Source organism: Cyanobacterium sp. IPPAS B-1200, assembly GCF_001747005.2.
GTDB lineage: Bacteria > Cyanobacteriota > Cyanobacteriia > Cyanobacteriales > Cyanobacteriaceae > Cyanobacterium.
In genome coordinates, this window is record NZ_CP182899.1 from 366232 (window position 1) to 387271 (window position 21040).

22 protein-coding genes are annotated in these 21040 nt (G+C 37.8%); 5 read left to right on the forward strand and 17 right to left on the reverse strand.

The window, feature by feature from the left end:
* The first annotated feature begins 24 nt into the window (after positions 1-24).
* Both A5482_RS01565 and A5482_RS01570 read left to right on the forward strand, forming a co-directional pair.
* Positions 25-492: a helix-turn-helix domain-containing protein gene (locus tag A5482_RS01565; protein ID WP_069791634.1), complete on the forward strand. Its 468-nt coding sequence runs from the start codon at positions 25-27 to the stop codon at positions 490-492.
* Positions 432-1088: an IS630 family transposase gene (locus tag A5482_RS01570; protein ID WP_446684832.1), complete on the forward strand. Its 657-nt coding sequence runs from the start codon at positions 432-434 to the stop codon at positions 1086-1088. Before A5482_RS01565 ends, A5482_RS01570 begins: the two co-directional genes overlap by 61 nt.
* Positions 1089-1208: 120 nt before the next feature.
* Here the strand turns inward: A5482_RS01570 and A5482_RS01575 are convergent, their stop codons facing one another.
* The 5 genes from A5482_RS01575 to A5482_RS01595 form a co-directional block, all read right to left on the reverse strand.
* Positions 1209-1979: a TVP38/TMEM64 family protein gene (locus A5482_RS01575; protein ID WP_071891753.1), complete on the reverse strand. Its 771-nt coding sequence runs from the start codon at positions 1977-1979 to the stop codon at positions 1209-1211.
* The gene (locus tag A5482_RS01580; RefSeq protein ID WP_242412019.1) at positions 1954-2712 is read right to left on the reverse strand and encodes a TVP38/TMEM64 family protein; all 759 of its coding nucleotides are present in this window, start codon (positions 2710-2712) and stop codon (positions 1954-1956) included. The genes A5482_RS01575 and A5482_RS01580 overlap by 26 nt, the downstream gene beginning before the upstream one ends.
* Positions 2713-2745: 33 nt before the next feature.
* On the reverse strand, positions 2746-3282 hold the full coding sequence (locus A5482_RS01585; RefSeq protein WP_069791698.1) for a hypothetical protein: 537 nt from the start codon (positions 3280-3282) through the stop codon (positions 2746-2748).
* Between the two features lie 71 nt (positions 3283-3353).
* On the reverse strand, positions 3354-4367 hold the full coding sequence (locus tag A5482_RS01590; protein WP_069791703.1) for a DUF3179 domain-containing protein: 1014 nt from the start codon (positions 4365-4367) through the stop codon (positions 3354-3356).
* Between the two features lie 161 nt (positions 4368-4528).
* Entirely contained in the window at positions 4529-5386 is an 858-nt protein-coding gene (locus A5482_RS01595) for a sulfite exporter TauE/SafE family protein (protein WP_069791699.1), read from the reverse strand.
* A gap of 186 nt (positions 5387-5572) precedes the next feature.
* On the opposite strand from A5482_RS01595, the gene A5482_RS01600 reads away from it, so the two are divergent.
* Both A5482_RS01600 and A5482_RS01605 read left to right on the forward strand, forming a co-directional pair.
* Positions 5573-6127 (forward strand): sigma-70 family RNA polymerase sigma factor, encoded by a 555-nt coding sequence (locus A5482_RS01600; RefSeq protein WP_069791700.1) that lies wholly within the window; start codon positions 5573-5575, stop codon positions 6125-6127.
* Positions 6128-6129: 2 nt separating this feature from the next.
* Positions 6130-6894 (forward strand): anti-sigma factor domain-containing protein, encoded by a 765-nt coding sequence (locus A5482_RS01605; protein ID WP_069791701.1) that lies wholly within the window; start codon positions 6130-6132, stop codon positions 6892-6894.
* 152 nt (positions 6895-7046) lie between these two features.
* Here the strand turns inward: A5482_RS01605 and A5482_RS01610 are convergent, their stop codons facing one another.
* The 7 genes from A5482_RS01610 to arsM form a co-directional block, all read right to left on the reverse strand.
* Positions 7047-7946 (reverse strand): IS5/IS1182 family transposase, encoded by a 900-nt coding sequence (locus A5482_RS01610; protein WP_069790049.1) that lies wholly within the window; start codon positions 7944-7946, stop codon positions 7047-7049.
* Between the two features lie 110 nt (positions 7947-8056).
* Positions 8057-8851 (reverse strand): phosphate ABC transporter ATP-binding protein, encoded by a 795-nt coding sequence (locus tag A5482_RS01615; RefSeq protein ID WP_069790050.1) that lies wholly within the window; start codon positions 8849-8851, stop codon positions 8057-8059.
* Complete coding sequence (gene pstA / locus A5482_RS01620; RefSeq protein WP_069790051.1) at positions 8844-9695, reverse strand: phosphate ABC transporter permease PstA; 852 nt, start codon at positions 9693-9695, stop codon at positions 8844-8846. The genes A5482_RS01615 and pstA overlap by 8 nt, the downstream gene beginning before the upstream one ends.
* Positions 9682-10560, reverse strand: a complete 879-nt coding sequence (gene pstC, locus A5482_RS01625; protein WP_069790052.1) for a phosphate ABC transporter permease subunit PstC — start codon at positions 10558-10560, stop codon at positions 9682-9684. Before pstC ends, pstA begins: the two co-directional genes overlap by 14 nt.
* Positions 10517-11371: a phosphate ABC transporter substrate-binding protein gene (locus tag A5482_RS01630; RefSeq protein WP_069790053.1), complete on the reverse strand. Its 855-nt coding sequence runs from the start codon at positions 11369-11371 to the stop codon at positions 10517-10519. Before A5482_RS01630 ends, pstC begins: the two co-directional genes overlap by 44 nt.
* 172 nt (positions 11372-11543) lie before the next feature.
* On the reverse strand, positions 11544-12539 hold the full coding sequence (gene arsS / locus A5482_RS01635) for an arsenosugar biosynthesis radical SAM (seleno)protein ArsS (RefSeq protein ID WP_069790054.1): 996 nt from the start codon (positions 12537-12539) through the stop codon (positions 11544-11546).
* A 165-nt stretch (positions 12540-12704) separates the two neighbouring features.
* The gene (gene arsM, locus A5482_RS01640; RefSeq protein WP_069790055.1) at positions 12705-13667 is read right to left on the reverse strand and encodes an arsenosugar biosynthesis arsenite methyltransferase ArsM; all 963 of its coding nucleotides are present in this window, start codon (positions 13665-13667) and stop codon (positions 12705-12707) included.
* Positions 13668-14125: 458 nt separating this feature from the next.
* On the opposite strand from arsM, the gene ctpB reads away from it, so the two are divergent.
* Positions 14126-15421, forward strand: coding sequence for a carboxyl-terminal processing protease CtpB (ctpB, locus tag A5482_RS01645; protein ID WP_446684792.1), 1296 nt, complete (start codon positions 14126-14128; stop codon positions 15419-15421).
* A 125-nt stretch (positions 15422-15546) separates the two neighbouring features.
* On the opposite strand, the gene A5482_RS01650 is transcribed toward ctpB, so the two are convergent.
* The 5 genes from A5482_RS01650 to A5482_RS01670 all read right to left on the reverse strand — a co-directional run bounded on the left by A5482_RS01650 (position 15547) and on the right by A5482_RS01670 (position 20934).
* The gene (locus tag A5482_RS01650; protein ID WP_069790056.1) at positions 15547-16197 is read right to left on the reverse strand and encodes a phosphate ABC transporter permease; all 651 of its coding nucleotides are present in this window, start codon (positions 16195-16197) and stop codon (positions 15547-15549) included.
* A 28-nt stretch (positions 16198-16225) separates the two neighbouring features.
* Positions 16226-16747 carry a phosphotransferase-like protein gene (locus A5482_RS01655; protein WP_069790057.1) on the reverse strand — a complete coding sequence of 174 codons (522 nt, stop codon included), beginning with the start codon at positions 16745-16747 and terminating at the stop codon, positions 16226-16228.
* A gap of 36 nt (positions 16748-16783) precedes the next feature.
* Positions 16784-18670, reverse strand: coding sequence for a DNA-directed RNA polymerase subunit gamma (locus tag A5482_RS01660; RefSeq protein WP_069790058.1), 1887 nt, complete (start codon positions 18668-18670; stop codon positions 16784-16786).
* Positions 18671-18830: 160 nt separating this feature from the next.
* Positions 18831-19574, reverse strand: coding sequence for an MHYT domain-containing protein (locus A5482_RS01665; RefSeq protein WP_069790059.1), 744 nt, complete (start codon positions 19572-19574; stop codon positions 18831-18833).
* Positions 19575-19626: 52 nt separating this feature from the next.
* On the reverse strand, positions 19627-20934 hold the full coding sequence (locus A5482_RS01670) for a response regulator (protein WP_069790060.1): 1308 nt from the start codon (positions 20932-20934) through the stop codon (positions 19627-19629).
* Positions 20935-21040: the final 106 nt, after the last annotated feature.

Sequence of the window (21040 nt, forward strand, 5' to 3'; positions counted from 1 at the left end):
TAGGAAGACAAGGGAGGAAAATAGATGGGAGCAAGATTAAGAGTATTTCTGCTCAAAGAAGAAGAAAGAACTCTCAAAGAAATACAACAAGCACAAAATCTAAACAAAAGAGAAAGACAACGAGGAGAAGCAATCAGGTTAAGTCACCATGGTTGGTACGTAGAGAAAATAGCAGCTTATTTAGGTTGGACAGAAGAAACAGTGAGAAAAACCCTGAGAAATTGGCAAAGTAAAGGATTGGGAGCAATATATGAGAAAAAAAGACCAGGAAGAGAAAAAAAATGGGTTGAAGAAGACATGATATACATAGAAAAAACAATCAGAGAAGATGAACGACGATATAATAGTAAACAATTAGCACAGAAGTTAAAAAGAGAACGAAAAGTAAACTTAAGTAGCGACCGTTTGCGTCGAATACTAAAAAAAAGGGAATCGTCTGGAAGCGAACCAGACAAAGTCATAGACAAAAACAAGACCCAAGAAAACGGCTAAACAAACAGGCAGACTTAGAAATGTTAAACATAAGTGCTGCGACAGGAGAGATAGACCTTTTATATGGAGATGAATCAGGATTTTGTCAGTGGAGCGAACAAGGATATAGTTATTATTTTCAGGGAGAGCAGAAACGACAAGAGCAAACAAAAAGAAGAGGAAAAAGATTGAGCATCATAGGATTGTGGCAACCGTTAGTTCAATTCTTCTATAGTCTGGTGATAGGAAGTTTTAAGAGTGATGACTTTATCAATTTAATGGACGAACAATCAAAAATAGCTTCAGAATCAGGGCGAATGCGTGTAATAGTACTTGATAACGGCTCAATTCATACAAGTAAAATAGCCAAAGAAAAATACTCACAGTGGGAGGAAAAAGGACTATTTTTGTTTTTCTTGCCACCCTATTGTTCCGAGATGAATAATATCGAGTTGGAATGGCAGCATTTAAAGCGAGACCAATTAGCTGGTCAAATGTTCGAGACAGAAAAAGAATTAGCTTGTCATGTAATATGGGGGTTAGAACATAGAGGAGAAAAAGGACAATATTCTGTTGATTTTGTCAATGTTCGTCCTCATTTACATTCTTTTACATAGCTTGGTTTTCTTTCGCCTACCTACTTAGTCATGATTTTGTGTATAAATTAGTATGGTTTAATTCGATTTTTGGTTAAAAGTTTTGTAGTGAGTGTGATGAATAATTAACTGGTTATCAATTTATTCTGTAGATTCCAATACTTGGGTATTAAGGGCTTTTCTGGCTATTTTGGTAACATAAATGGTAACGGCAACGGTGGCAATGAAACCGATAATTCTAATTGCCCATTCTACGGTGGGATTACTGGGGGTGTCAGCACCGATGGTGGCGATATTCCCAGCCAATGAGCCGATATAGACATACATAATGGTGCCTGGTATCATGCCCACTGAGCCGATAAAATAATCTTTGAGAGATACCCCTGTAACTCCGTAGGCGTAGTTTAGAAGGTTGAAGGGGAAAACGGGGGATAAACGGGTTAGTAGCACTATTTTTAAGCCTTCTCGCCCTACGGATTCATCGATGGCTGCAAATTTTTGGTTCCCTTGTATCTTCCCTGCTACCCAATCTCGGGCGATATATCTACCAACTAAAAAGGCTAGGGTGGCGCCGATGGTTGCCCCGACAAAGACGTATATGGAACCTAAAACAACTCCGAAGACGACTCCGCCCCCAAGGGTGAGAATTGAGCCGGGTAAGAAGGCTACGGTAGCTATTATATATAACAGGATAAAGGCGATCGCCCCTAATCCTCCTAAACTATCAATCCATTGCAGGGCATCGAGTAACCATTGTTGAGGGTTAAAGCCTCCCCCTGTTTCTTGGGCAAATACGGGATGAATATGGAAAAATAAGGTCAAAATTAGGGTAGAAAAACTTAACATTATTAGCTGTGACAATTTAGATATTTTACTTGTTACTGTCTTAACACTTTTCGTTAATGGTGACATGATTTTTTTCTCCATTTTCAAGGTTATTTTTGAGGGCTTTTTTAGCTAATTTGTTAAGATATATGGTAAGTAAAAGGGTCGCAAGTAACCCAATGATTCTTAAAATTAAGGACATAATATGATTATCATTATTTCCTGAATAATAAGACTGATCAACACTACTTAAATCAACAGCAAAAGAACCAAGATAAACATAGGCAAAAACTCCTGGAAATATTCCTAAAGAACCAATTAAATAATCTCGGAATGAAATTTTAGTTACTCCCAAAAGATAGTTAAGTAAATTAAAGGGAAATAGGGGAGATAAACGCATCAAAAAGACTATTTTCCAACCTTCTTGAGCAATGGCTTTCTCGATAGCTTTTATTTTGGGATATTGATCGAGCTTTTTTAATACCCAATCACGGCAAAAATAACGTCCCAATAAAAAGGCAAAAATAGCTCCTAAAATAGCGGCAATAGATACATAAATTGTTCCCCAAATTACCCCATATAAACAACCTCCTTTCATGGTTAATAATGAACCGGGAATGAATAAGAGAGTCGCTATATTATAGATGGCAATAAAGAGGATAAAACCCCAGAAACCCATTTCCTTAATCCCCGTTAACATTTTATTCCATAATGGGGTAAGATTAAGATGGTGAATTGTTATCAGGGCGATCGCACTTAATCCAAAAATTACCAGCAACTTAATTTTAGGAAATTGATCGCCACGATTCAAAGGTTTCAAGTTAATATCCTCACAAAATTTAACAAAGTTAACCTATCTTGCCTTGGGAAACTCCCCTGCTAAATGACTGAAAGTAATTTCACCCATTTCCCCCGGCATCTCTCCATGGGTTTTATTATCGGCGTGATAAGCCGCCACCAACATACGGTAATTATTATTCGATACGGTGATATTTGCCGTTGCATTACCTTGGTTATCAGCACGGAAAGAATTACCTTGTACCCCTCCCGCTGGGCCCATATCCATGCCCACAATATGAGGATTCACCCACCAAAAGGTATATAATCCGTTGGGAACTAAATTTTCCGCTTGAACGGTAATTCGATAGTTGTTACTGCGGGGAATAGAAGTAGTGGTAACTTGAGCTTTTGCCCTCAGCCAACGATCTTTGGTAAAGTTGCTAGGAGTACCATCTTGATCTGTTGCCATTAATCTGGAATTACTTTGGGCAATTAGTTGATTTTTTTGATTATTAAGAGTAGAAAATCCTGTTAAATTTTGGGCATAAACTACCCCTAAACCAGTGGAAAATAATAATACGGTAGTTCCGCCAATTATTAAACGTTTCATACAATAAACCTCTATGTTTTTTTACTCATTTATCTAAGATACGAAGTCAATGAGGAAATAGATTTAGTATTTTAAAAAAATGCAGGATAAACGAAGGAAAAGGCTGTGCTACTAGGTATAATAGTACCATCAGATTCTTTTACCACTACCGTATTAAGATTTTTGTCCCATTGAACAATAATTTCTCGCTGATTAAATAACATTTGTTTTTCTCCTATTTCCTGAATTTTTTTGTGGGTAAATTGTTCACTAACTCCAGAAAATTGGTTATGAATATTTTGTTCATCATGTTCCCAAATATAGGAGACAATTTCTTTAGGATGATTTTCTAATGCTTGTTGATTTCTGACAGGAAAAATAATTCTCTCATTGGTGTTATAACTACCGTAGGGATAGCGAAAATAATCCCGATTATGTCCTGTATCAGTGGATAAAATTTTACTCTCAGGATATTCCTTCAACCATTCTCCTAAAGTTGTTTTAATAGTTGGTATTCTCTCAACGGATTTATTCACATTTGCACCCACCACTCCCAATGCCCAAGGTTGAGAGTAGAGGGTGTCGTCAGTGCGATCGAACATAACCAAACAACTTTGGTACAATTTACCTGATACCCCAAAAGTGGTGTCTCCTCTCTCAAAGCTAACCATGGTGTCACACAATGGGCAGTAGGTGACAGAAATATTTTTTCCACCCACGGTATCGTTAACTATTTCATGCCAGTTCATAATACCGTAGGGATAGGCTTTTGCTTCGCCATTGACGACTACTCCAATAACTAATTCATCTTCATCAAAAGGAGTGGTAGAAGCATCATCAAATTGGGGATTATCAATACTGGGAATGCCGTCTTTGGGGGGACCTCCATCTAAAAGTTGCTGTAATTCAATGCTACTATTTTCTTCGGGAGATATATCTTGTTGACGAATATCGGCTAATTCTTGACTTTGATCATGGAAATGCTGGGTTAAAAAGAAGTATTGAAGTTTAAAGTCATCTAATCCTCCAGCTTTTAGTACTAATCCTCCCATTATCAGGGCGACTAATGCAATTACACCAGTGGTCAATTTCATTGTTTTTTTCATGGTTTTACCCTCTATCATTGAATTAAAAGGGGCTTTTTTTTATTAGAAAAAATTTTCCCTTTTACTTGAGATACGAAATCAATGACAAGATGGATGTTGAGGAATAATTGATAATTGAAAATGGATAATTGATAATTATTTGTCTATTTGCTCGAGAAACCCTAAATGATTAATTCAGCCATAATTAATAGAGCAACTAATATAAATAATATGCCCATGGCTCTTTCTAGCTTTTCCTGAGATAATTTTGTGGCAACTATGGAGCCGAGTTGAGCACCTATTAAAACCCCTGGAGCGGTAAATATAACGATATTAAACACCAGTTGTAATTCCTCGCCCCCTGCTTGGGCAAATTGAATAACATGACCAATGGATGCGATTAGGGCGGTGATGGCGACTATAAATACGCTAGTGGCGATCGCAACTGGACTCGGTACACGGCATCTTTGAATAAGATAAAACCCATTTAATTGACCCAATCCCGTGGATACCATGCCCAAAAATAAAGCCCCTATACTTGCCAATAAACGTCCTTCAGTGCGGTTATAGATGGTGTAATAGTATGTTTTGTTATTTTTGTCAGTAATACAGGTTTGAAGTTCTTTTTTTTCTTGGGTATTTTTTATATCCTCATCTAACAATTCTAAAGTATGTTTATCAGGGGATTTAAAAAAACTGGTGGCAATGACAAATAAACCTACTGCCAAAATTCCTTTGAGGACATCAGCAGGAATAATATTACCAAACCATGTACCTAGTAACGCCATGGGAATACTAACCAGTAAGAGCATTCTACCCAACTTAAAATCAATTAAACCTTTGCGAATATAGGCAAACAAACCACTGGAAAAGCCAAAAACCTCGGTAATTAAACCGATACCGATGGCTACTTCTGGAGGTAACTTTAGGGCAATGAGGAATAAAGGAGTAAAAAAAGTAGCCCCTTCTACCCCCGAAGCCATGGCAATGGTAGCTATACCGATGGCAGTGGGAAACAAATACCAATATTCTAAATTCATTGATTGTAAATCCTTTTTTCCTTGGGCTTCGTATTTTTATTAAATGTACATAGCAATCCCATTTGAGTTGTAAAATTTAAATCCCCCCCTACTGCCCTTGATAAGGGGAAAATTAAAGGTAGGTTGTTTACAAATTGTTTGGAATTACCATACACTACTCTTTTGTAAAATAATCAGTTAATCACCATGCTGTCAAATCAGACAGATGCAGAACTTTTTAAGCAATTACGTTCAGGAAATATTAATGCTTTAGGAATTTTCTATGAGCGTTATGGTGAGATTGTCTATCGTGTGGCATTACGTATGTTGGGCAACACTCAAGAGGCGGAGGATTTAACCCAAGAGATTTTCCTTTATCTCTCGAAAAAGGGAAATTATGATGAAAATCGAGGCTCAATGGTAGTTTTTTTGGTGACAATGACTCGCTCACGGGCTATTGATAGACACAGGCAAAAAAATTCTCATCGTCAAAGGATTCTCAAATGGTTTAATAATTCTCCTTCTCAGGAATATGGTGGTTTGATGGATAAAGTTGCCCTTAGGGAAGTGTCACACAAGGTTAGAAATGCGATCGCCCGTTTACCTATGCAACATCAACGGGTATTAGAAATGGCCTATTTTGACGGTTTAAGCCAATCGGAAATTGCCGAAAAATTAAATATGCCCCTTGGCACGGTGAAAACCTATAAACGCAAAGGATTATTGAAGTTGAGAGAGTTATTACAGGAGTTAGTAAATTAGTGATGAAAGATTTTAGAGAAGAAGAAATCAAGGAACTTTTGGCCAGTTATGTGTTGGGTGATTCTACCCCCGAAGAAACAGCCATGGTACATGATTTATTACAATCCCACCCAGAGTTACAAGAGGAAATTGATAGCTTACAAAAAACCCTTGCCCTTTATCCCCTTGCCTTACCAGAGGTAGAATTACCAAAGGCATTGGGCGATCGTATCTTAGCCCAAGCCCAACAAGAAAATCAAGTAAATCAAACCATAGTTAAAAATTCATCCTTACCCTTAAAACCTTTTCTTAGTGTCATTGGTGCTACCTTAATCGTAGTTTTGGGAGGTTATAACTATAGTCTGCAAAGGCAAATTGCCCAAATGGATAGGGAATTACAAGAATATCAAAGTGCGATCCTGAAAGAATCTGCTTTGCCACACGCACTTTCACGCCAAGAAAATGATAACCTAGTTTCCCTCAGAGGCACAGAATCCAACCCCCAATCATCAGGAAGTTTGTTACTCAATATTGAGGCAGATACCATTATGATAACAACCCAAAATTTAGATCCCATAGAACAAAATCAGGTATATCGTCTTTGGGGAATAGTAGATGGAAAAGAAGTATATTGTGGAGAATTTAGACCAGATTCACAAGGTAATAGTTTGATAGAATTACCCTTAGATCCAAATATGGTCAATCCTTCTCAAATAGTAATCACCCTAGAAAACTCAGAAAGTGATCTAACTCCCCAAGGACAAGCCGTTATGGTTAGTTATTTATAATAATAAAAGTAAATGACCTCAGAATCAGGTAACAATAGTTGTTCTAGTCCGTCTTCTTCAACTTATTAGAGTTGTTGCGAAATAGTAGGAGATAGCTTTAATGTTGAATATTAAATAAAGTTAATGGGATTTTTCTTATTCCTGATTTTATTTTATGCTACTTCCAAATATAAATTCCATAATCCACAAGCTGTTACCATTAGTTTGTCATCAAATTCTGGCGTTCTATTTCTATAAACTGATGATACAGCATAGTATCTTTTTACCCCTGCAAAAGCGTTCTCACATCCTACTCTTTCCCTTGATAATTCTCTATTTTCCTCTTTTTGTTCCACCGTCAACTCTCCCCCTCTCGGTTTTTTTTGAGGTAAAAAGACATTATCATACATTTTTTGCACTCCTTGAAATCCCGAATCTGCTTGTACTTTCACCATATCTGGTATTCCCCCAATCAAGTCAAATTGATCATGGATTTTTTTATCATGAATTTTGCCATTACAGGTGGGTGTTAACTGTAATATCTTTTTTTCTGGGCTTACTACCGCTAGATTTTTACGGGTGTGTCTTTTCTTTTTTCCTGAGTAATTTTCTTTTTGTTTTTTCTTGTCTTGTGGTCGATTAATCGGTCTTTCCACCCCGTCAATCATCACTCTTTCCACATCGGGAAAATATTCCCTGAACTCTTGAATTGTGCTAATTTTCCTTTTTGGCAATACCTGTTTTTCATTTAATGTTTTTTCTAAAACCTCTTGTAGTTTATGACTCCATCGATAAGCTTGACTTCGGTCACAATCAAAGAGAATAGCAGCTAAATCAAATGTTGGATAACATTTTAAATAAAATAGAATATAGAAAAGTTTCTGCTCAATGGTTTTGAGATGAGATTTTCGACCTCCGCCAAAGCGTCTCTGACGAGAAGAGTCACTTTTTTGTGATAATGAAAGATAAACCGACTCAAAACTGACTAATAAATCATCAAATGCCTTGCGATTCAATCCTGTGGTGGCTCTGAGGAGTCGATCTTGATTAAGTATTTTGTCAATATTTAACATTCTACTTCTTTTTACTTAGTCAGTTTTCTCTATTATCTCCTATTTCGCAACAACTCTATTAAATAAAGCAATTTAATATCCTCTTTACTAATCATAGCTTCTCTCTCCATTTACCCCCTAATTCCTTCAATATAAGCCGAAGTAATGTCACTTTGAGGATAATTAAAAATCTGGTCTATAGTGCCAAATTCTGCCAAAGTGCCGATGTTATTTTCAGTCCAAAATAGAGCTCCATAATCGCCAATTCTCTTGGCTTGAGCGAGGTTATGGGTAACAATCACCACGGTATATTTATCCCTCAAACTAGCGATTAAATCTTCTACTACACCGCTAGAAATGGGATCAAGGGCGCTACAGGGTTCGTCAAATAGTAACACTTCTGGCTCTAATATTAAAGCCCTCGCAATACATAGTCTTTGTTTTTGTCCTCCTGATAAGGATAAGGCACTTTGATTTAGTCTGTCCTTTATTTCTGTCCATAAACCCACATTTTTTAAGTTTTTTTCGATTAAATATTCAATTCTATTTTTATCTTTTATGCCATGTTCTCTGAGAGGAAAGGCGAGGTTTTTATAAATAGAAAAAGGGAAGGGGTTAGGTTTTTGAAAAATAGTACCAATACGGCGACGAAGATCTATCGCATCTATTTTTTTCCCTGAAATGAGTAAACCATCCAAACGAATATTACCCTCAGTTTTTGTATTTGGAATCATATCAACCAAACGGTTAATACAACTTAAAAAGCTACTTTTTCCACACCCAGAAGGCCCAATAAGAGCAGTTATTTTTCCTCCCTGTATAGGCATATTAATCCCCTTAAAAGCAGGTTTCTTGTTATAAAAAAGAGAGAGATTTTCTACTTGTAAAGATGGTAAAGTAATATTTTTTGCTGGGAAATTAGACATTCTTTTGATGACCGAGAGAAGTAAAATTTAAAATCATTTTTGCGATAAAATTAATCAAGAGAAAAAGAAGCAATAACACCAAAGCTGAACTATAAGCATTATCATCACCTCCACTAACATTCATACTCAAATCAAAAATATGAATAGATAAACTACGCCCCGAATCCATCAAAGATTCTGGCATTCTGTCCACGTAACCGCTAGTAAAAATTAACGCCGCTGTTTCGGCGATCGCACGACCCACACCCAACACAAAGCCAACAATGATACTCGCCATGGCAGAGGGCAACACAATCCGCCACAGGGTAGCCCGTTGAGAAATCCCCAAGGCTGCCGCCCCCAAACGATAATCAAGAGGAACGTTTCTCAGTCCTTCCTCCGTGGTACGAATAAGAATGGGTAACACCATACAGGCAAGGGTTAAACTCCCTGATAAAATCGAAAAACCTAGACCTAATTTAATGGAAAAAAAAGCATTACCAAACAAACCAAAAACAATAGAAGGAACTCCAGCCAAAATATCTAAACTACGTCTAATTAAAACTCCTAAAAAATTATCTTGTTCTATAAATTCTGTCAAAAAAATAGCAGTACCAATTCCTAAAGGTAATGCCGTTATCATAGTTACCAATAAAATCAAAAAAGTGGAAACTAAAATAGGTGCAATGCCTCCTTCCCTACCAGCATTAAGGGGTTTAGAAAATAAAAATTGCCAAGATATTTTTCCCCAACTATGAATAACAATATCCCCTAAAAACCAAGCAAAAAATGCAACAATAGTCAGAGCCATTAACCATAATAAAACCTCAATTAATAACCCCTCTCTTTTTTTATAACTTAACATTTTGCCCCCTCACAACCTCCGCTATTAATACCATAAGGGCGATCGCACCCATCAACCATAAACCACTGACAAACAAAGCAGAGCGATGATTTCCCGTAGCATAGGCCATTTCCAGAGCGATATTTGCCGTTAAAGTACGCACAGGAGCAAAAAAACTGTCAGGAACTTGTACCACATTGCCACAAACCATCAATACCGCCATCGTCTCCCCCAAAGCCCTTCCCGTCGCCAAAATAAAACCCGTCATCACTCCCGATTTTGCCACAGGTAATATAACCCCCCGAATCATCGCCCATTTTGATAAACCAAGGGCGATCGCACCCTGTCTAAACTCCAAAGGCACTTCCTCAAAACTAGCCTCCGCCGTCAGCGCAACAGTGGGCAAAATCATCAAAGTAAGGATAATTATCCCAGCTAATAAACTTGTACCCGGTGCCTGAAACCTATTGATCAACGGTACTAATACCACCAAACCCCAAAAACCATATACCACAGAAGGAATACCCGCCAACAACTCGATTAACTGACGATAAAAATAAGCCACAAAATGAGGTGCATAATATTGGGCAAAAATAGCTGAACCAATTCCCAAAGGAATCGCCAGAAAAACTGCCCCCACCGTCACCGATAAAGTACCCAACAGCATCGGCATCAAATTAAAAAACTGTTCCCTCGGATGCCAAGATGGATCTCGAAAAAACGCCCCCCATCCCACCTCCTCTAATACCACCGAGGCTTCAAAAAATAAAAACACAGTAATTACCACCACAATAACCCCTGTAATCAAAGCAACTATGGTAAGTAACCAACGCCATAGCAAATCACCGTGAGAGGGGGACAAAATCCTGTCTTTCAATGAGATCATGAACTTCTGCCGATTGACTATAATTAATAAAAGTTTGGGTTAAAAAATCCTCCTCACCATTCGTTACCAAATTGAGAAGGCGAGACAAAGGAAAACTGCCAATAGCAACATTATCCCTAGTTGCTCCAATTCCATCGAGAGGAAGTAATTTAATTGGTACATTATTATTAATACTAAATTCTGCCGTCCCAATGGATACGTAACCAATAGCAAAAAAGTTTCCCTCAACGGTTTTAATACCCTGTTGATTATCCCCAATCACCACAGAGGGTTTTACCTGACTATTAGTCAAATCAAAATAATTTAAAAATACCTCCAAAGTAGAACGCCCCTCCGCCTTATTTACCACCGTAATCGGTGCATCTTCTCCCCCCACTTCCTGCCAGTTATTAATTTCTCCCGTAAAAATTTGCTTAATTTCCTCATGGGATAAACTATCAACGAGGTTATCTTGATGAATGATAATACCTACCCCATCTTGAGCGATGCTATGAAATGATAAATCATCCTCCTCTGGGTTTGCACTACGGGAAACCATGGCAATATCGGCAATACCATTACGCACATCACTAATACCACGGGATGAACCTCCCGTTTGCACATCGATACGCACATCAGGATTTTTATCCTCAAACTGTTTACCGATTTCGGACACAAGGGGGGCAACAGTACTTGAACCTGTAATCACTAATCTTCCTGTTAATCTATCGGTATCCGATGAATTAATTGCCGCATTTTGTTGGCATGATTGCAGAGTAAGATGAGCAATTACCGCCACAGAAAAAATTTGAATAGCTTTTTTTGAAATCATATGATTGGTTTTCAGTTATCAAAATATTATTATGTAGGGCGCACTGAATAAACTCAAAAAGTAAAAAAGTACAGATACAACACCGATTAATTACAGCAAGAAAACTACTTCCCATTGCCTACCTTCAGGACTTCACTTTTTTAGCAACTCCTAATATATAGATAAAAACAACCTAACTCAAAGCACCACCACAACTAGAACCGCTCCCTGCCGTGCAACCATAACAATAGGATGCCGTTTGTACCTTTTCTATTACATCCAAACTATCCATCGCCAACAACTTCGCCACAGTCAAATTATCTCCATTAGGTATCTTTGCAGGTAAATTTTCCATCTGATTAAAATCACAATCATAAACATTACCCAAATAGTCAATGGACAACTCATTGCGACACATTAAACCATTAATGGTAACAGGATTAAAATTGGACTCCAAAAATGATAAATAATCATCAATCAAACCTTGTTTTTCCAAGAAAGTTTTAGTCCTACCAATAGGCAAATTAGTAATAGTTAATAAGCTATTAAATTTAATCTCAAAATGTTCTTGTAAGAACATTTTATAAGCAGTTTCTAACTTAGATTGTTCTGCCGTTAAAGAAAAGTTTTTAGTAGTAGGTAAAGGAGGATTATAAACCAAATCCAAAATTAAATTTTCATCTGTTCCATACCCCAAATCATTAAGCCACCCAATCGCCTTGATGGATTGATCATAAACCCCTTTACCCCTAACTTTATCCACATTATCTTCGAGATAACAAGGTAAAGAAGCCACAATCCTAACCTTATTATCCGCACAATATTGGGGAATATCCTCAAAACCTTGCTCAAAATAAATAGTTAAATTTGACCTAACAATAATCTCCTTATTATATTTTCTGGCGGTTTCTACTAAAGGCTTAAAACCATAATTTAATTCAGGAGCTCCCCCAGTCAAGTCAATGGTTTTTATCTGAGGAAATTTAGAAATTAACTGTTGTAATTGCTCACAAATTTCTGGAGTTAATTCTTCCGTACGTTTAGGACTAGCTTCTACATGACAATGACTACAAGCAAGATTACATTTTTTACCTAAATTTATTTGCAAAACTGTAACTTTATCCTTTAGTAAAGGTTTATTTATTTTCTGATTAAAAGGAGTTATCGTAGTAATTGTATTTACAGTCATATTTATTGATTCATCTTTTATTAATTTGGTCACAAATCTATAGATAAGAGTGGGTTTTATAAGGTTTAGGTATGAAAAACTAATGCATAAAAATATGAAAACTATTGCCCATTGCCTATTCCCTATTGCCAACCCTCACGACTACACTTTTTCATCAACACCTAATTAACAACAGCCTCCGCCGTCATAATGCCAAGTAGAATCAGTTATAAAAACATCAGAAAATTTACTTAAATTATTGGCCGTTTTATCGCAAATAGAAGCAGGAATTCCTTTTGTTAGTATATGTCCTGCATTATCATCAAAATGTTCTAAATCACCATGATAAATAGCTGTTTTTCCTGTAAAAATACAAGCCCCATCTTTGGGAATTGGTAGTTTAAAAGAAACGGTATCTAAACTTTCTAATAATAAAGGTTTATCCAATGTGTAACTATGGGTATCCAATAAACGATAGGGGCGACGGGTACGAATTTCTACCTGCCCAAAACCAGCATCAATTAATTGTTGGGTATATTCATCATAAGTTAGCGCCCCAGATAAACACATGGCTCGTAAACGCTCATCCTGTCTCAAATGTAAGGGGATAGACTCGGTGGCAATGGGATCACTCATTAGGAGTTTTCCGCCCGGTTTTAATACCCGATAAACTTCCTTAAGGGCTTTGTTTAGGTCTTTGGGTTCAAAAATATTAAAGAGGCAATTTTGAGCAACTAAATCAACGGATTCATCTGCTACGGGTAATTTAAAGGCATCACCCTCCCTAATTTCTACAAAATCTTCTTTAAACCAATCGTTAAGGGTTGTGGCTTGTTTTAAATTGTCTCTTGCCACGTTTCTCATGGCTTCCACGGGTTCAACGGCGATAACTCCCCCTTGCTGACGGCTAAAGTAAGCAAATTGTAGGGCTTCTAATCCCCCTCCGACTCCGACATATAAAACCCGAGGATTTTTTCCTAGTTCGTTGGGGTGAACCGTTGTACCACAGCCGTAGTTCATCTCTTGCATTTTTTGGGGGATTTTTAGTCCTGGTAATTGTAAAGAGCTACTTTGAACGCAACATAAACCTACTTCGGGGGTTTGGGCGACTTCTGAATAAAATTTGGCTGTGGTTTCTAAATATGTCATAAAATTCTGGAATAAAATTTCAAGTTAAAATAAGTACGAGCTGGAGAGCAAAAAGGTTTTAACTATATTGATGATATAGCAATCTTTAATAGGTTGTCACAAAGTTATTTTTTTTTGTCTAAAGGTAAGGGAGGTTTAAAATTAGAGCATTGCAGGGGTTGTAGTATGAAATATAATTTAGTTACGCTCAACATTGAGATGTAAAAATATTATCATCATTGCCTAATTTCCTGCTCAAAGAGGAAATCATATGTATGAGTAACGCCCTAATCAGTATTTGAAATAAAAGGTCACGGTAATGGTTATTATCAACAATTAATCATAAACCTTGATTTTAAATTGATTGAAAAAAGTGCTGGGATGTTAAGAAGGTTGGCGGTGAACAGCACATCGTAAAATAAATTTGATACACTGAGAAAAAAGATGAGAGTTTAAAAAATATTCATCCCCACACATTTATGAAAAAGTCAAATACCTCAATACCCCATAATCTCAGAAAAGTTTTTCTTGCGCTCGCTACGGGAACCCTAATACCGTTGTTTCATCCTATTCCTACTCAGGCTGAAATGGTTGAAAGCCCCAAGGCAATTGTGGATGAGGTGTGGCAAATTGTAAATCGAGAGTTTGTGGATGGAGATTTTAATAAGGTTGACTGGCAAAGAAAAAGAAGTGAGCTACTCAGCAGAGATTATAGTAACCCCAGACAGGCATATCAGGCCATTGAGGGGGCTTTAAAAGATTTGGGTGATCCTTATACTCGTTTTTTGGTGCCTGATCAGTTTGAAGCCCTCACCAATCAGACTTCTGGACGGGTTTCTGGGGTGGGGATTCGTATGGCTGTAGATCAAAGAACCCAAGATTTATATGTAGTTGAGGCAATTCGTAATTCTCCAGCAGAAGAAATGGGGCTAAAAAGGGGCGATCGCATCGTGCGCATTGACGGAAAACCAACGGCTTTAATGGACTTAGAACAAGCCTCGGAAGCTATGCAGGGGGATAATGGTAGTGATGTACGCTTACAAATTGCCCGTCAAGGAGAATCCAGTTTTGAGGTGGTAATTACCCGTGCCGAAATTCAAATACCTGCCCTCGATTACAGCCTCCGACAAGAAGGGGAATTAAATGTAGGTTACATAAGGCTAGAAGAATTTAGCTCTAATGCCACTGAGCAAATGCAAGAAGCCATTACCAGTTTACAAGATCAAGATGTTTCCGCCTTTGTATTGGACTTGAGAGGCAACCCTGGAGGACTCTTATTTGCCAGTGTAGATATTGCCAGAATGTGGATGGCAGAAGGAGAAATTGTCGATGTAGTGGATCGTCGGGGGGGGCATCGTCGCTTCCACGCTAACAACTCCGCCCTCACAGATCTTCCTCTTGTAGTATTGGTAGATGGTAATTCTGCTAGTGCTAGTGAGATTTTGGCTGGGGCATTGAAGGAAAATCAAAGGGCTACGGTAGTGGGCACAAATACCTTCGGTAAAGGTACAGTACAGTCAGTACATTCTCTTTCTGACGGCTCAGGATTGGCGGTGACTATTTCTCGTTATTATCCCCCTAGCGGACTAAATATTAGTAAAAATGGCATTGCTCCCAATGTGATCCAAAATATTAGCCGTCGGCAACAGTCACAGTTAAGGGATGATCCTTCTCTTATTGGTACATCGTCTGATCCTCAATATTATAGAGCGGTAAGCGTCCTCCGAAATTTGGCTTTCTTCCCAGTAGAAAATAGCCCTGTTAGTAGAAATTAGGACAGTGGTCAATTAAGGTATGAAAATAAAAATTTGCAGTATCAAATACTGGATATTACTTACAATGCTTTTTGATACTCAACAAAAATCATATCTTGATTATCATCATAAGTTTTAAATGATGATTAACCGTAGATTTTAGCTAATTGCTTTCTAACATCTAAGAAAATATCTCTTCTCAAATAAGGGTATTCTCCCACCCAAAGTTTATGACGGGGAATATAAATATCAGTAACTTTGCTAATACGCATAAAATCAGGATCATTAGATAATAGTAGTCCTTCTACCGCTTGACCACGATTAATTACCTTGTGAATTCTTTGTAAGGGACTAGAGATAGTAGTTCTAAAACCACTTTTATCTCCTATTTCTACGTTAATCTTTTTCTGCAAATTCTCAACAATTATCACTTTACCTAGCTTGTCGAGGGCGGAGGATTCGTTGACCACTTCTTCGCTAATATATACATCCAATACCCTACCACGCCAAAAGCCAACGTACTGATAACGTCTATATTTACCATTACGTACACTAGCCCAATATACTGGTCCCCACAGCCAGTATAGCCCGACGGTCACAATCAAAATCAAAGATATTCCTTCAAAACCTTCACCAAAAATTGCACCTAAAAGCAAAAAAATTAATACTCCTATTAAAGATATAAATAAATTTTTTAATAATGTAGAAAGATTAGCCCAATAATAAGCATATTGCGTTCCTGTGGCGATCGCAGGTATCATATCATTAAGAGCTTCTTTTCTAAGGGGAATTAACATAGGTGAACAATGGATAGTTAATTATATTTCAGTCTAATGGATTGAGCCAAGAAAAAACCTCTTTTTCTTCCCAGTTGTGGTTATACTCTACTTTATTACCTTCAAAAGTCTTAAAAATTTGACCATGGGCAACCAAAGAAAACTCATCATCTCCATGGGGATATTGTTTTATCCATGAAATGAGCATTTCTAAATTAGCATTTTGTGCTTCTAAACTATCATACTTGTGCTTTTCCCAAGGACGTTGACGGCAATTATCTAAACATACTGCTATATCTGGATTGAGAAATATTAAATGATTAGCATGGTTACTCACTGAGGCAATTAAATCCCCATAACAACCTTCAATAATCCAATGGGCATTACTTTCCATAAACTCAACAATATCTGCACAGGCATCATCAAAACTTCGTCTTTGGGGTGTTAATCCAGACTCCCAAGCGATGGTATCTAAATCGAGATAAGGAATTTGATACACTTCAGCAATTTTCTGAGCTAAGGAGGATTTTCCCGAGCTAGAATTACCGACAATGATAATTTTTTTTGCCATAAAAAAAGGGAGACAATATGCCTCCCCATAGTTTAATTAAACAGCTTCAAAATCTAAAGCGTCAATGATGGTTTTGTTATAAATAATGCGTCCGGGAGTGGTGTGGACATATTGGGCAATTTTTTCGCCCTCAGCGGTTTCGCGCACTTTGCGATCGCCATAATACTTCCAAACACTACCATCGGCAAGTTCTTCAATTTTTTCTGGGGTATCATCAGGGCGACTACCATCAACCTCCCCATCAAAACGCACCCATACATAGGCGTGTAAATCAATTAAACCTTGCTCATAGGCTTTAAAAGCATCCTCAAGGTTTGCATAATAACTACCCGCGCCCTTAGTAGCTGCAGGATTTTCCGCTGTTAGGTAATAACAACCCAATACCATATCCTGAGAAGGAGCGATAATAGGTTTACCTGTAGCAGGGGAAAGAATGTTGTGACAAGCCATCATCAACAAACGAGCCTCCGCTTGGGCTTCAATGGACAGGGGTACGTGTACCGCCATTTGGTCTCCATCAAAGTCAGCGTTGAAAGGAGGACAAACAAGGGGATGGAGTTGAATAGCTCTACCCTCTACCAACACAGGCTCAAAGGCTTGGATACCCAAACGGTGAAGAGTCGGCGCACGGTTTAGTAATACGGGGTGTCCTGTGATAACTTCCTCTAATACTTTCCAGATACTAGGATCACCTTTTATAATCATTTTCTTGGCCGCTTTGATATTGCTAACAATACCGATGCGAATAAGACGATTAATTACAAAGGGTTGGAAAAGCTCGATCGCCATTTCCCTAGGCAAACCGCACTGATAAATCTGTAAACTAGGACCCACTACAATTACAGAACGTCCAGAGTAGTCCACCCGTTTACCCAAGAGGTTTTGACGGAAACGACCCTGTTTACCTTCAATAATATCAGAGAGGGATTTGAGGGGGCGGTTATTACCACCTACGACAGTACGTCCTCTGCGTCCGTTATCAATAAGAGCATCCACCGCTTCTTGTAACATCCGTTTTTCATTACGGATAATAATTTCAGGGGCAAGAATTTCTTGAAGACGTTTTAAACGATTATTACGGTTAATGACACGACGGTATAAATCGTTAAGGTCAGAGGTAGCAAAACGACCACCATCCAACTGCACCATGGGGCGTAAATCAGGAGGAATGACAGGAATTACACTTAAAACCATCCATTCAGGTTTTGAACCCGTCGCAATAAAGTTATCAATTAAGCGTAATCTTTTGATTAATTTCGCTCTTTTTTGCCCTTTACTGTTGCTAATATCTTCCCTTAATTTATCGGCTTCTTCTTCTAGTTGAATTTCTTGTAATAATCGCTCTACCGCCTCGGCACCAATGCCCACTTCGATGTCTTCTAACTCTGAATCCTCGGCATAGATTTGCTCCTCAATTTCCATCCATTGATCTTCACTGAGCAACTGACGATTACTTAAGTTACTGGCATTGCCTGGGTTTAGCACTACGTAGGAGTTGAAATATACTACTTGTTCTACGTCCCGCAGGGGCATATCAAGGAGAATACTCAAATAACTAGGAATCCCTTTTAGGTACCATACATGGGTAACAGGGGCGGCTAGTTTGAGGTAGCCCATACGATGACGGCGCACCCTAGACTCTGTAACTTCAACCCCACAACGTTCGCACACAATGCCTCTGTGACGTACTCTCTTGTATTTTCCACAATGACATTCCCAATCCTTGGAAGGACCAAAAATTTTCTCACAAAATAGCCCATCCATTTCGGGCTTGAGGGTACGATAGTTGATGGTTTCTGGGGTTGTCACTTCACCGACTACAATACCGTTGGGTAAGGTGCGCTCGCCCCATTCTCTAATTCTTTCTGGGGAGGCGATGCCGATTTTTACGTAGTCAAACTGTCTTGTTTGTTGCTTTGTCATGCTATTGTAATGAGCTAAACCTTTTCTATATAATCAATCAATATGTAATCCGCAATTATCCGAGGCTTGTTATTTTTTTACATTTAGCGATAATTGTCCAGAGAATACATTATACTATAATATTTAGCGAATATTTTTGGTAGTACCGCCCCAAAGTATTTTAAACAGAACGATTCCAATGGGAATTAGCTAATACTGTGTAAACGATCGCAAACATCCCTAACACCGCAAGGGCAACGGAAAAACCAATCATCTGGCTATCCAGAATGTTTGTGGCTTGTTGGCTCAGTAAATTGTAATTGGTGGTAAATTTAGCCGCTGCCATGCCCGTATAGTGCATCGATAACACCGCAACACCCATAATTAAAGAGGCGCTGGTTTTTTTGAAGTTATACAAAGCATCTTTTTTCCCTGTCCTTAATCCAATAACAATTTTAATGGCCGCAAAAGAAGCTGCGATCGCAATGAAAACTGATAAAATAAACAAAGTAGGATCATAACTCACATCCGCCGCTACCCTCATGGCAGCCATACCAATATAGTGCATCCCTGCAATGGCCGCCCCCATGCTGATAGCCCCCGCCGCAATGGTTTTATTCGTCACCAAAGGCTGAGTGATAATGTATAAACCCTGAATACAACCCACCACAGCCGCAAACAAAGAAATTAGCACAATTAAAAAATCATAACTAATCTTTGGCTCGATAGAAAAAGCCGTCATGGCAATAAAGTGCATACCCCAAATACCCATACCCATAGTTACAGCACTAATGAGCAACCAACTCCAACGCTCTAAACCCTTGTTTAAAGTTACTTCCTGAGACATTTCGATGGTGAAATAACCAGCCCCCACCGCAATAATAGCGGAAAGAATAACGAGGGGAATATCATAAGTTACATTCATGATTGTTTACTAATTTATATTTAAAGAATTGAAGATGAAAATATGTGAAAATTTATTTGCCTACCGCAGAATAGTTAGGTTGTAAATGCTTATTAACAATATTTAATAACTGCATTTGAGAAAAAGGTTTAGCTAAGAAATCCTTAGCACCAATACTCTCCATTTTTTCAGCATCTAACATTTTATGATTCCCACTAACAATGATAATAGGAACATTTTTAAACATAGAACTACTCTTAAGAATCTGGGAAAGACGATTACCGTTAATCTTCGGCATCGACAAATCCATCAAAATCAAATCAGGTTTACTTTCAAATAGATAAGAAAGAGATTCCATGGGATTTTCCACCGTCACCACCTCAAAATAATCTCCCTGCAAATAATCCTTGATAGTTGCCAACATCGTTTCACTATCATCAATACAAATAATTTTATACTTGTTTTGCTCAGAGAAAGAATCAACGGCAGAAGACAATCCACCATTACTATCAGCTTTTACAGACTTAGCAATCATAGTTGCCCTTTGTGGTTGCACAGATGGTGTAGCACTTTGCATAACTTCCTCCTCCGTAGAAGGTAAACTGGGCAAATTATTGTAAGGATATTTTGCCGTTTGTAAACGAATGACACCCCGCTGAATATAGGGAGCGAGTAAACTGATGATTTTTAACTCATCCTGTTTCAAAAAAGTAGCCATATCTCGGATAGTAGTATCAGTATTGACCAATTTGGCTAGTTGTGCCAACACCCTCGGAGACAACTTCCCTTGAGGTACTGTTTTTTGAGCATTAGCAATATTAACAAACAAAGGTCTTTGATAGGGAGATTTTACCAGTTTGGAAACTTTTTGCCATAGTTGATGACGAAGACGCAAAGACTTAACCATGGAGGGAATTTGCACAACATTATCCCCAACCATGTTTTTTATCTTCAATATTTCTGCTTTTTCCAATTTTTCCCAACGATACTCCCCTTCTTGTAGCCAGAGGAATGATTCTAGGGTATCTTGAGTTAACTCATTGATGAGAAGATTTTTTTCTTGGTTGTCAATTACTTCTTTTTGACATAAGAAATAGACTAACTCTATATTCTCTAATTTATTTATATTTCTTTTTGATTTGAGAGAAGGAATAATTTTGCCCACTAGATGAGGAGCTAAACGGCTTAAATAATATTCTAATGTGTCTAATGATTGCAAGGAATGATTAGCATATTGTAATGCACCATCAATGTAATAAAGATTCCATGTTACAAAGTTTGATACTAGCTGTAAATGAACTGTTAATTGATTTTTATAAAAATATTGAAGAATATTAATGGGATTAAATTTTGAAGTTGTTTGCTTAGCTTGACTATTCATTTTATATTTCACCTCATAGAAATATCATGGAATTAATATATTAGGATTAGACTAAATTCAATTTAATCAATGGATGAGAGACGGCTACTTAATCAATAAATAGCGA

What these genes read in the sequence shown, in the direction of transcription:
- A5482_RS01565 (WP_069791634.1), top strand. Translation starts at nt 25, where the DNA reads ATGGGAGCAAGATTAAGAGTATTTCTGCTCAAAGAAGAAGAAAGAACT.
- A5482_RS01575 (WP_071891753.1), bottom strand. Translation starts at nt 1,979, where the DNA reads ATGTCACCATTAACGAAAAGTGTTAAGACAGTAACAAGTAAAATATCT.
- A5482_RS01585 (WP_069791698.1), bottom strand. Translation starts at nt 3,282, where the DNA reads ATGAAACGTTTAATAATTGGCGGAACTACCGTATTATTATTTTCCACT.
- A5482_RS01590 (WP_069791703.1), bottom strand. Translation starts at nt 4,367, where the DNA reads ATGAAAAAAACAATGAAATTGACCACTGGTGTAATTGCATTAGTCGCC.
- A5482_RS01595 (WP_069791699.1), bottom strand. Translation starts at nt 5,386, where the DNA reads ATGAATTTAGAATATTGGTATTTGTTTCCCACTGCCATCGGTATAGCT.
- A5482_RS01600 (WP_069791700.1), top strand. Translation starts at nt 5,573, where the DNA reads ATGCTGTCAAATCAGACAGATGCAGAACTTTTTAAGCAATTACGTTCA.
- A5482_RS01605 (WP_069791701.1), top strand. Translation starts at nt 6,130, where the DNA reads ATGAAAGATTTTAGAGAAGAAGAAATCAAGGAACTTTTGGCCAGTTAT.
- A5482_RS01610 (WP_069790049.1), bottom strand. Translation starts at nt 7,946, where the DNA reads ATGTTAAATATTGACAAAATACTTAATCAAGATCGACTCCTCAGAGCC.
- A5482_RS01615 (WP_069790050.1), bottom strand. Translation starts at nt 8,851, where the DNA reads ATGTCTAATTTCCCAGCAAAAAATATTACTTTACCATCTTTACAAGTA.
- pstA (WP_069790051.1), bottom strand. Translation starts at nt 9,695, where the DNA reads ATGTTAAGTTATAAAAAAAGAGAGGGGTTATTAATTGAGGTTTTATTA.
- pstC (WP_069790052.1), bottom strand. Translation starts at nt 10,560, where the DNA reads ATGATCTCATTGAAAGACAGGATTTTGTCCCCCTCTCACGGTGATTTG.
- A5482_RS01630 (WP_069790053.1), bottom strand. Translation starts at nt 11,371, where the DNA reads ATGATTTCAAAAAAAGCTATTCAAATTTTTTCTGTGGCGGTAATTGCT.
- arsS (WP_069790054.1), bottom strand. Translation starts at nt 12,539, where the DNA reads ATGACTGTAAATACAATTACTACGATAACTCCTTTTAATCAGAAAATA.
- arsM (WP_069790055.1), bottom strand. Translation starts at nt 13,667, where the DNA reads ATGACATATTTAGAAACCACAGCCAAATTTTATTCAGAAGTCGCCCAA.
- ctpB (WP_446684792.1), top strand. Translation starts at nt 14,126, where the DNA reads ATGAAAAAGTCAAATACCTCAATACCCCATAATCTCAGAAAAGTTTTT.
- A5482_RS01650 (WP_069790056.1), bottom strand. Translation starts at nt 16,197, where the DNA reads ATGTTAATTCCCCTTAGAAAAGAAGCTCTTAATGATATGATACCTGCG.
- A5482_RS01655 (WP_069790057.1), bottom strand. Translation starts at nt 16,747, where the DNA reads ATGGCAAAAAAAATTATCATTGTCGGTAATTCTAGCTCGGGAAAATCC.
- A5482_RS01660 (WP_069790058.1), bottom strand. Translation starts at nt 18,670, where the DNA reads ATGACAAAGCAACAAACAAGACAGTTTGACTACGTAAAAATCGGCATC.
- A5482_RS01665 (WP_069790059.1), bottom strand. Translation starts at nt 19,574, where the DNA reads ATGAATGTAACTTATGATATTCCCCTCGTTATTCTTTCCGCTATTATT.
- A5482_RS01670 (WP_069790060.1), bottom strand. Translation starts at nt 20,934, where the DNA reads ATGAATAGTCAAGCTAAGCAAACAACTTCAAAATTTAATCCCATTAAT.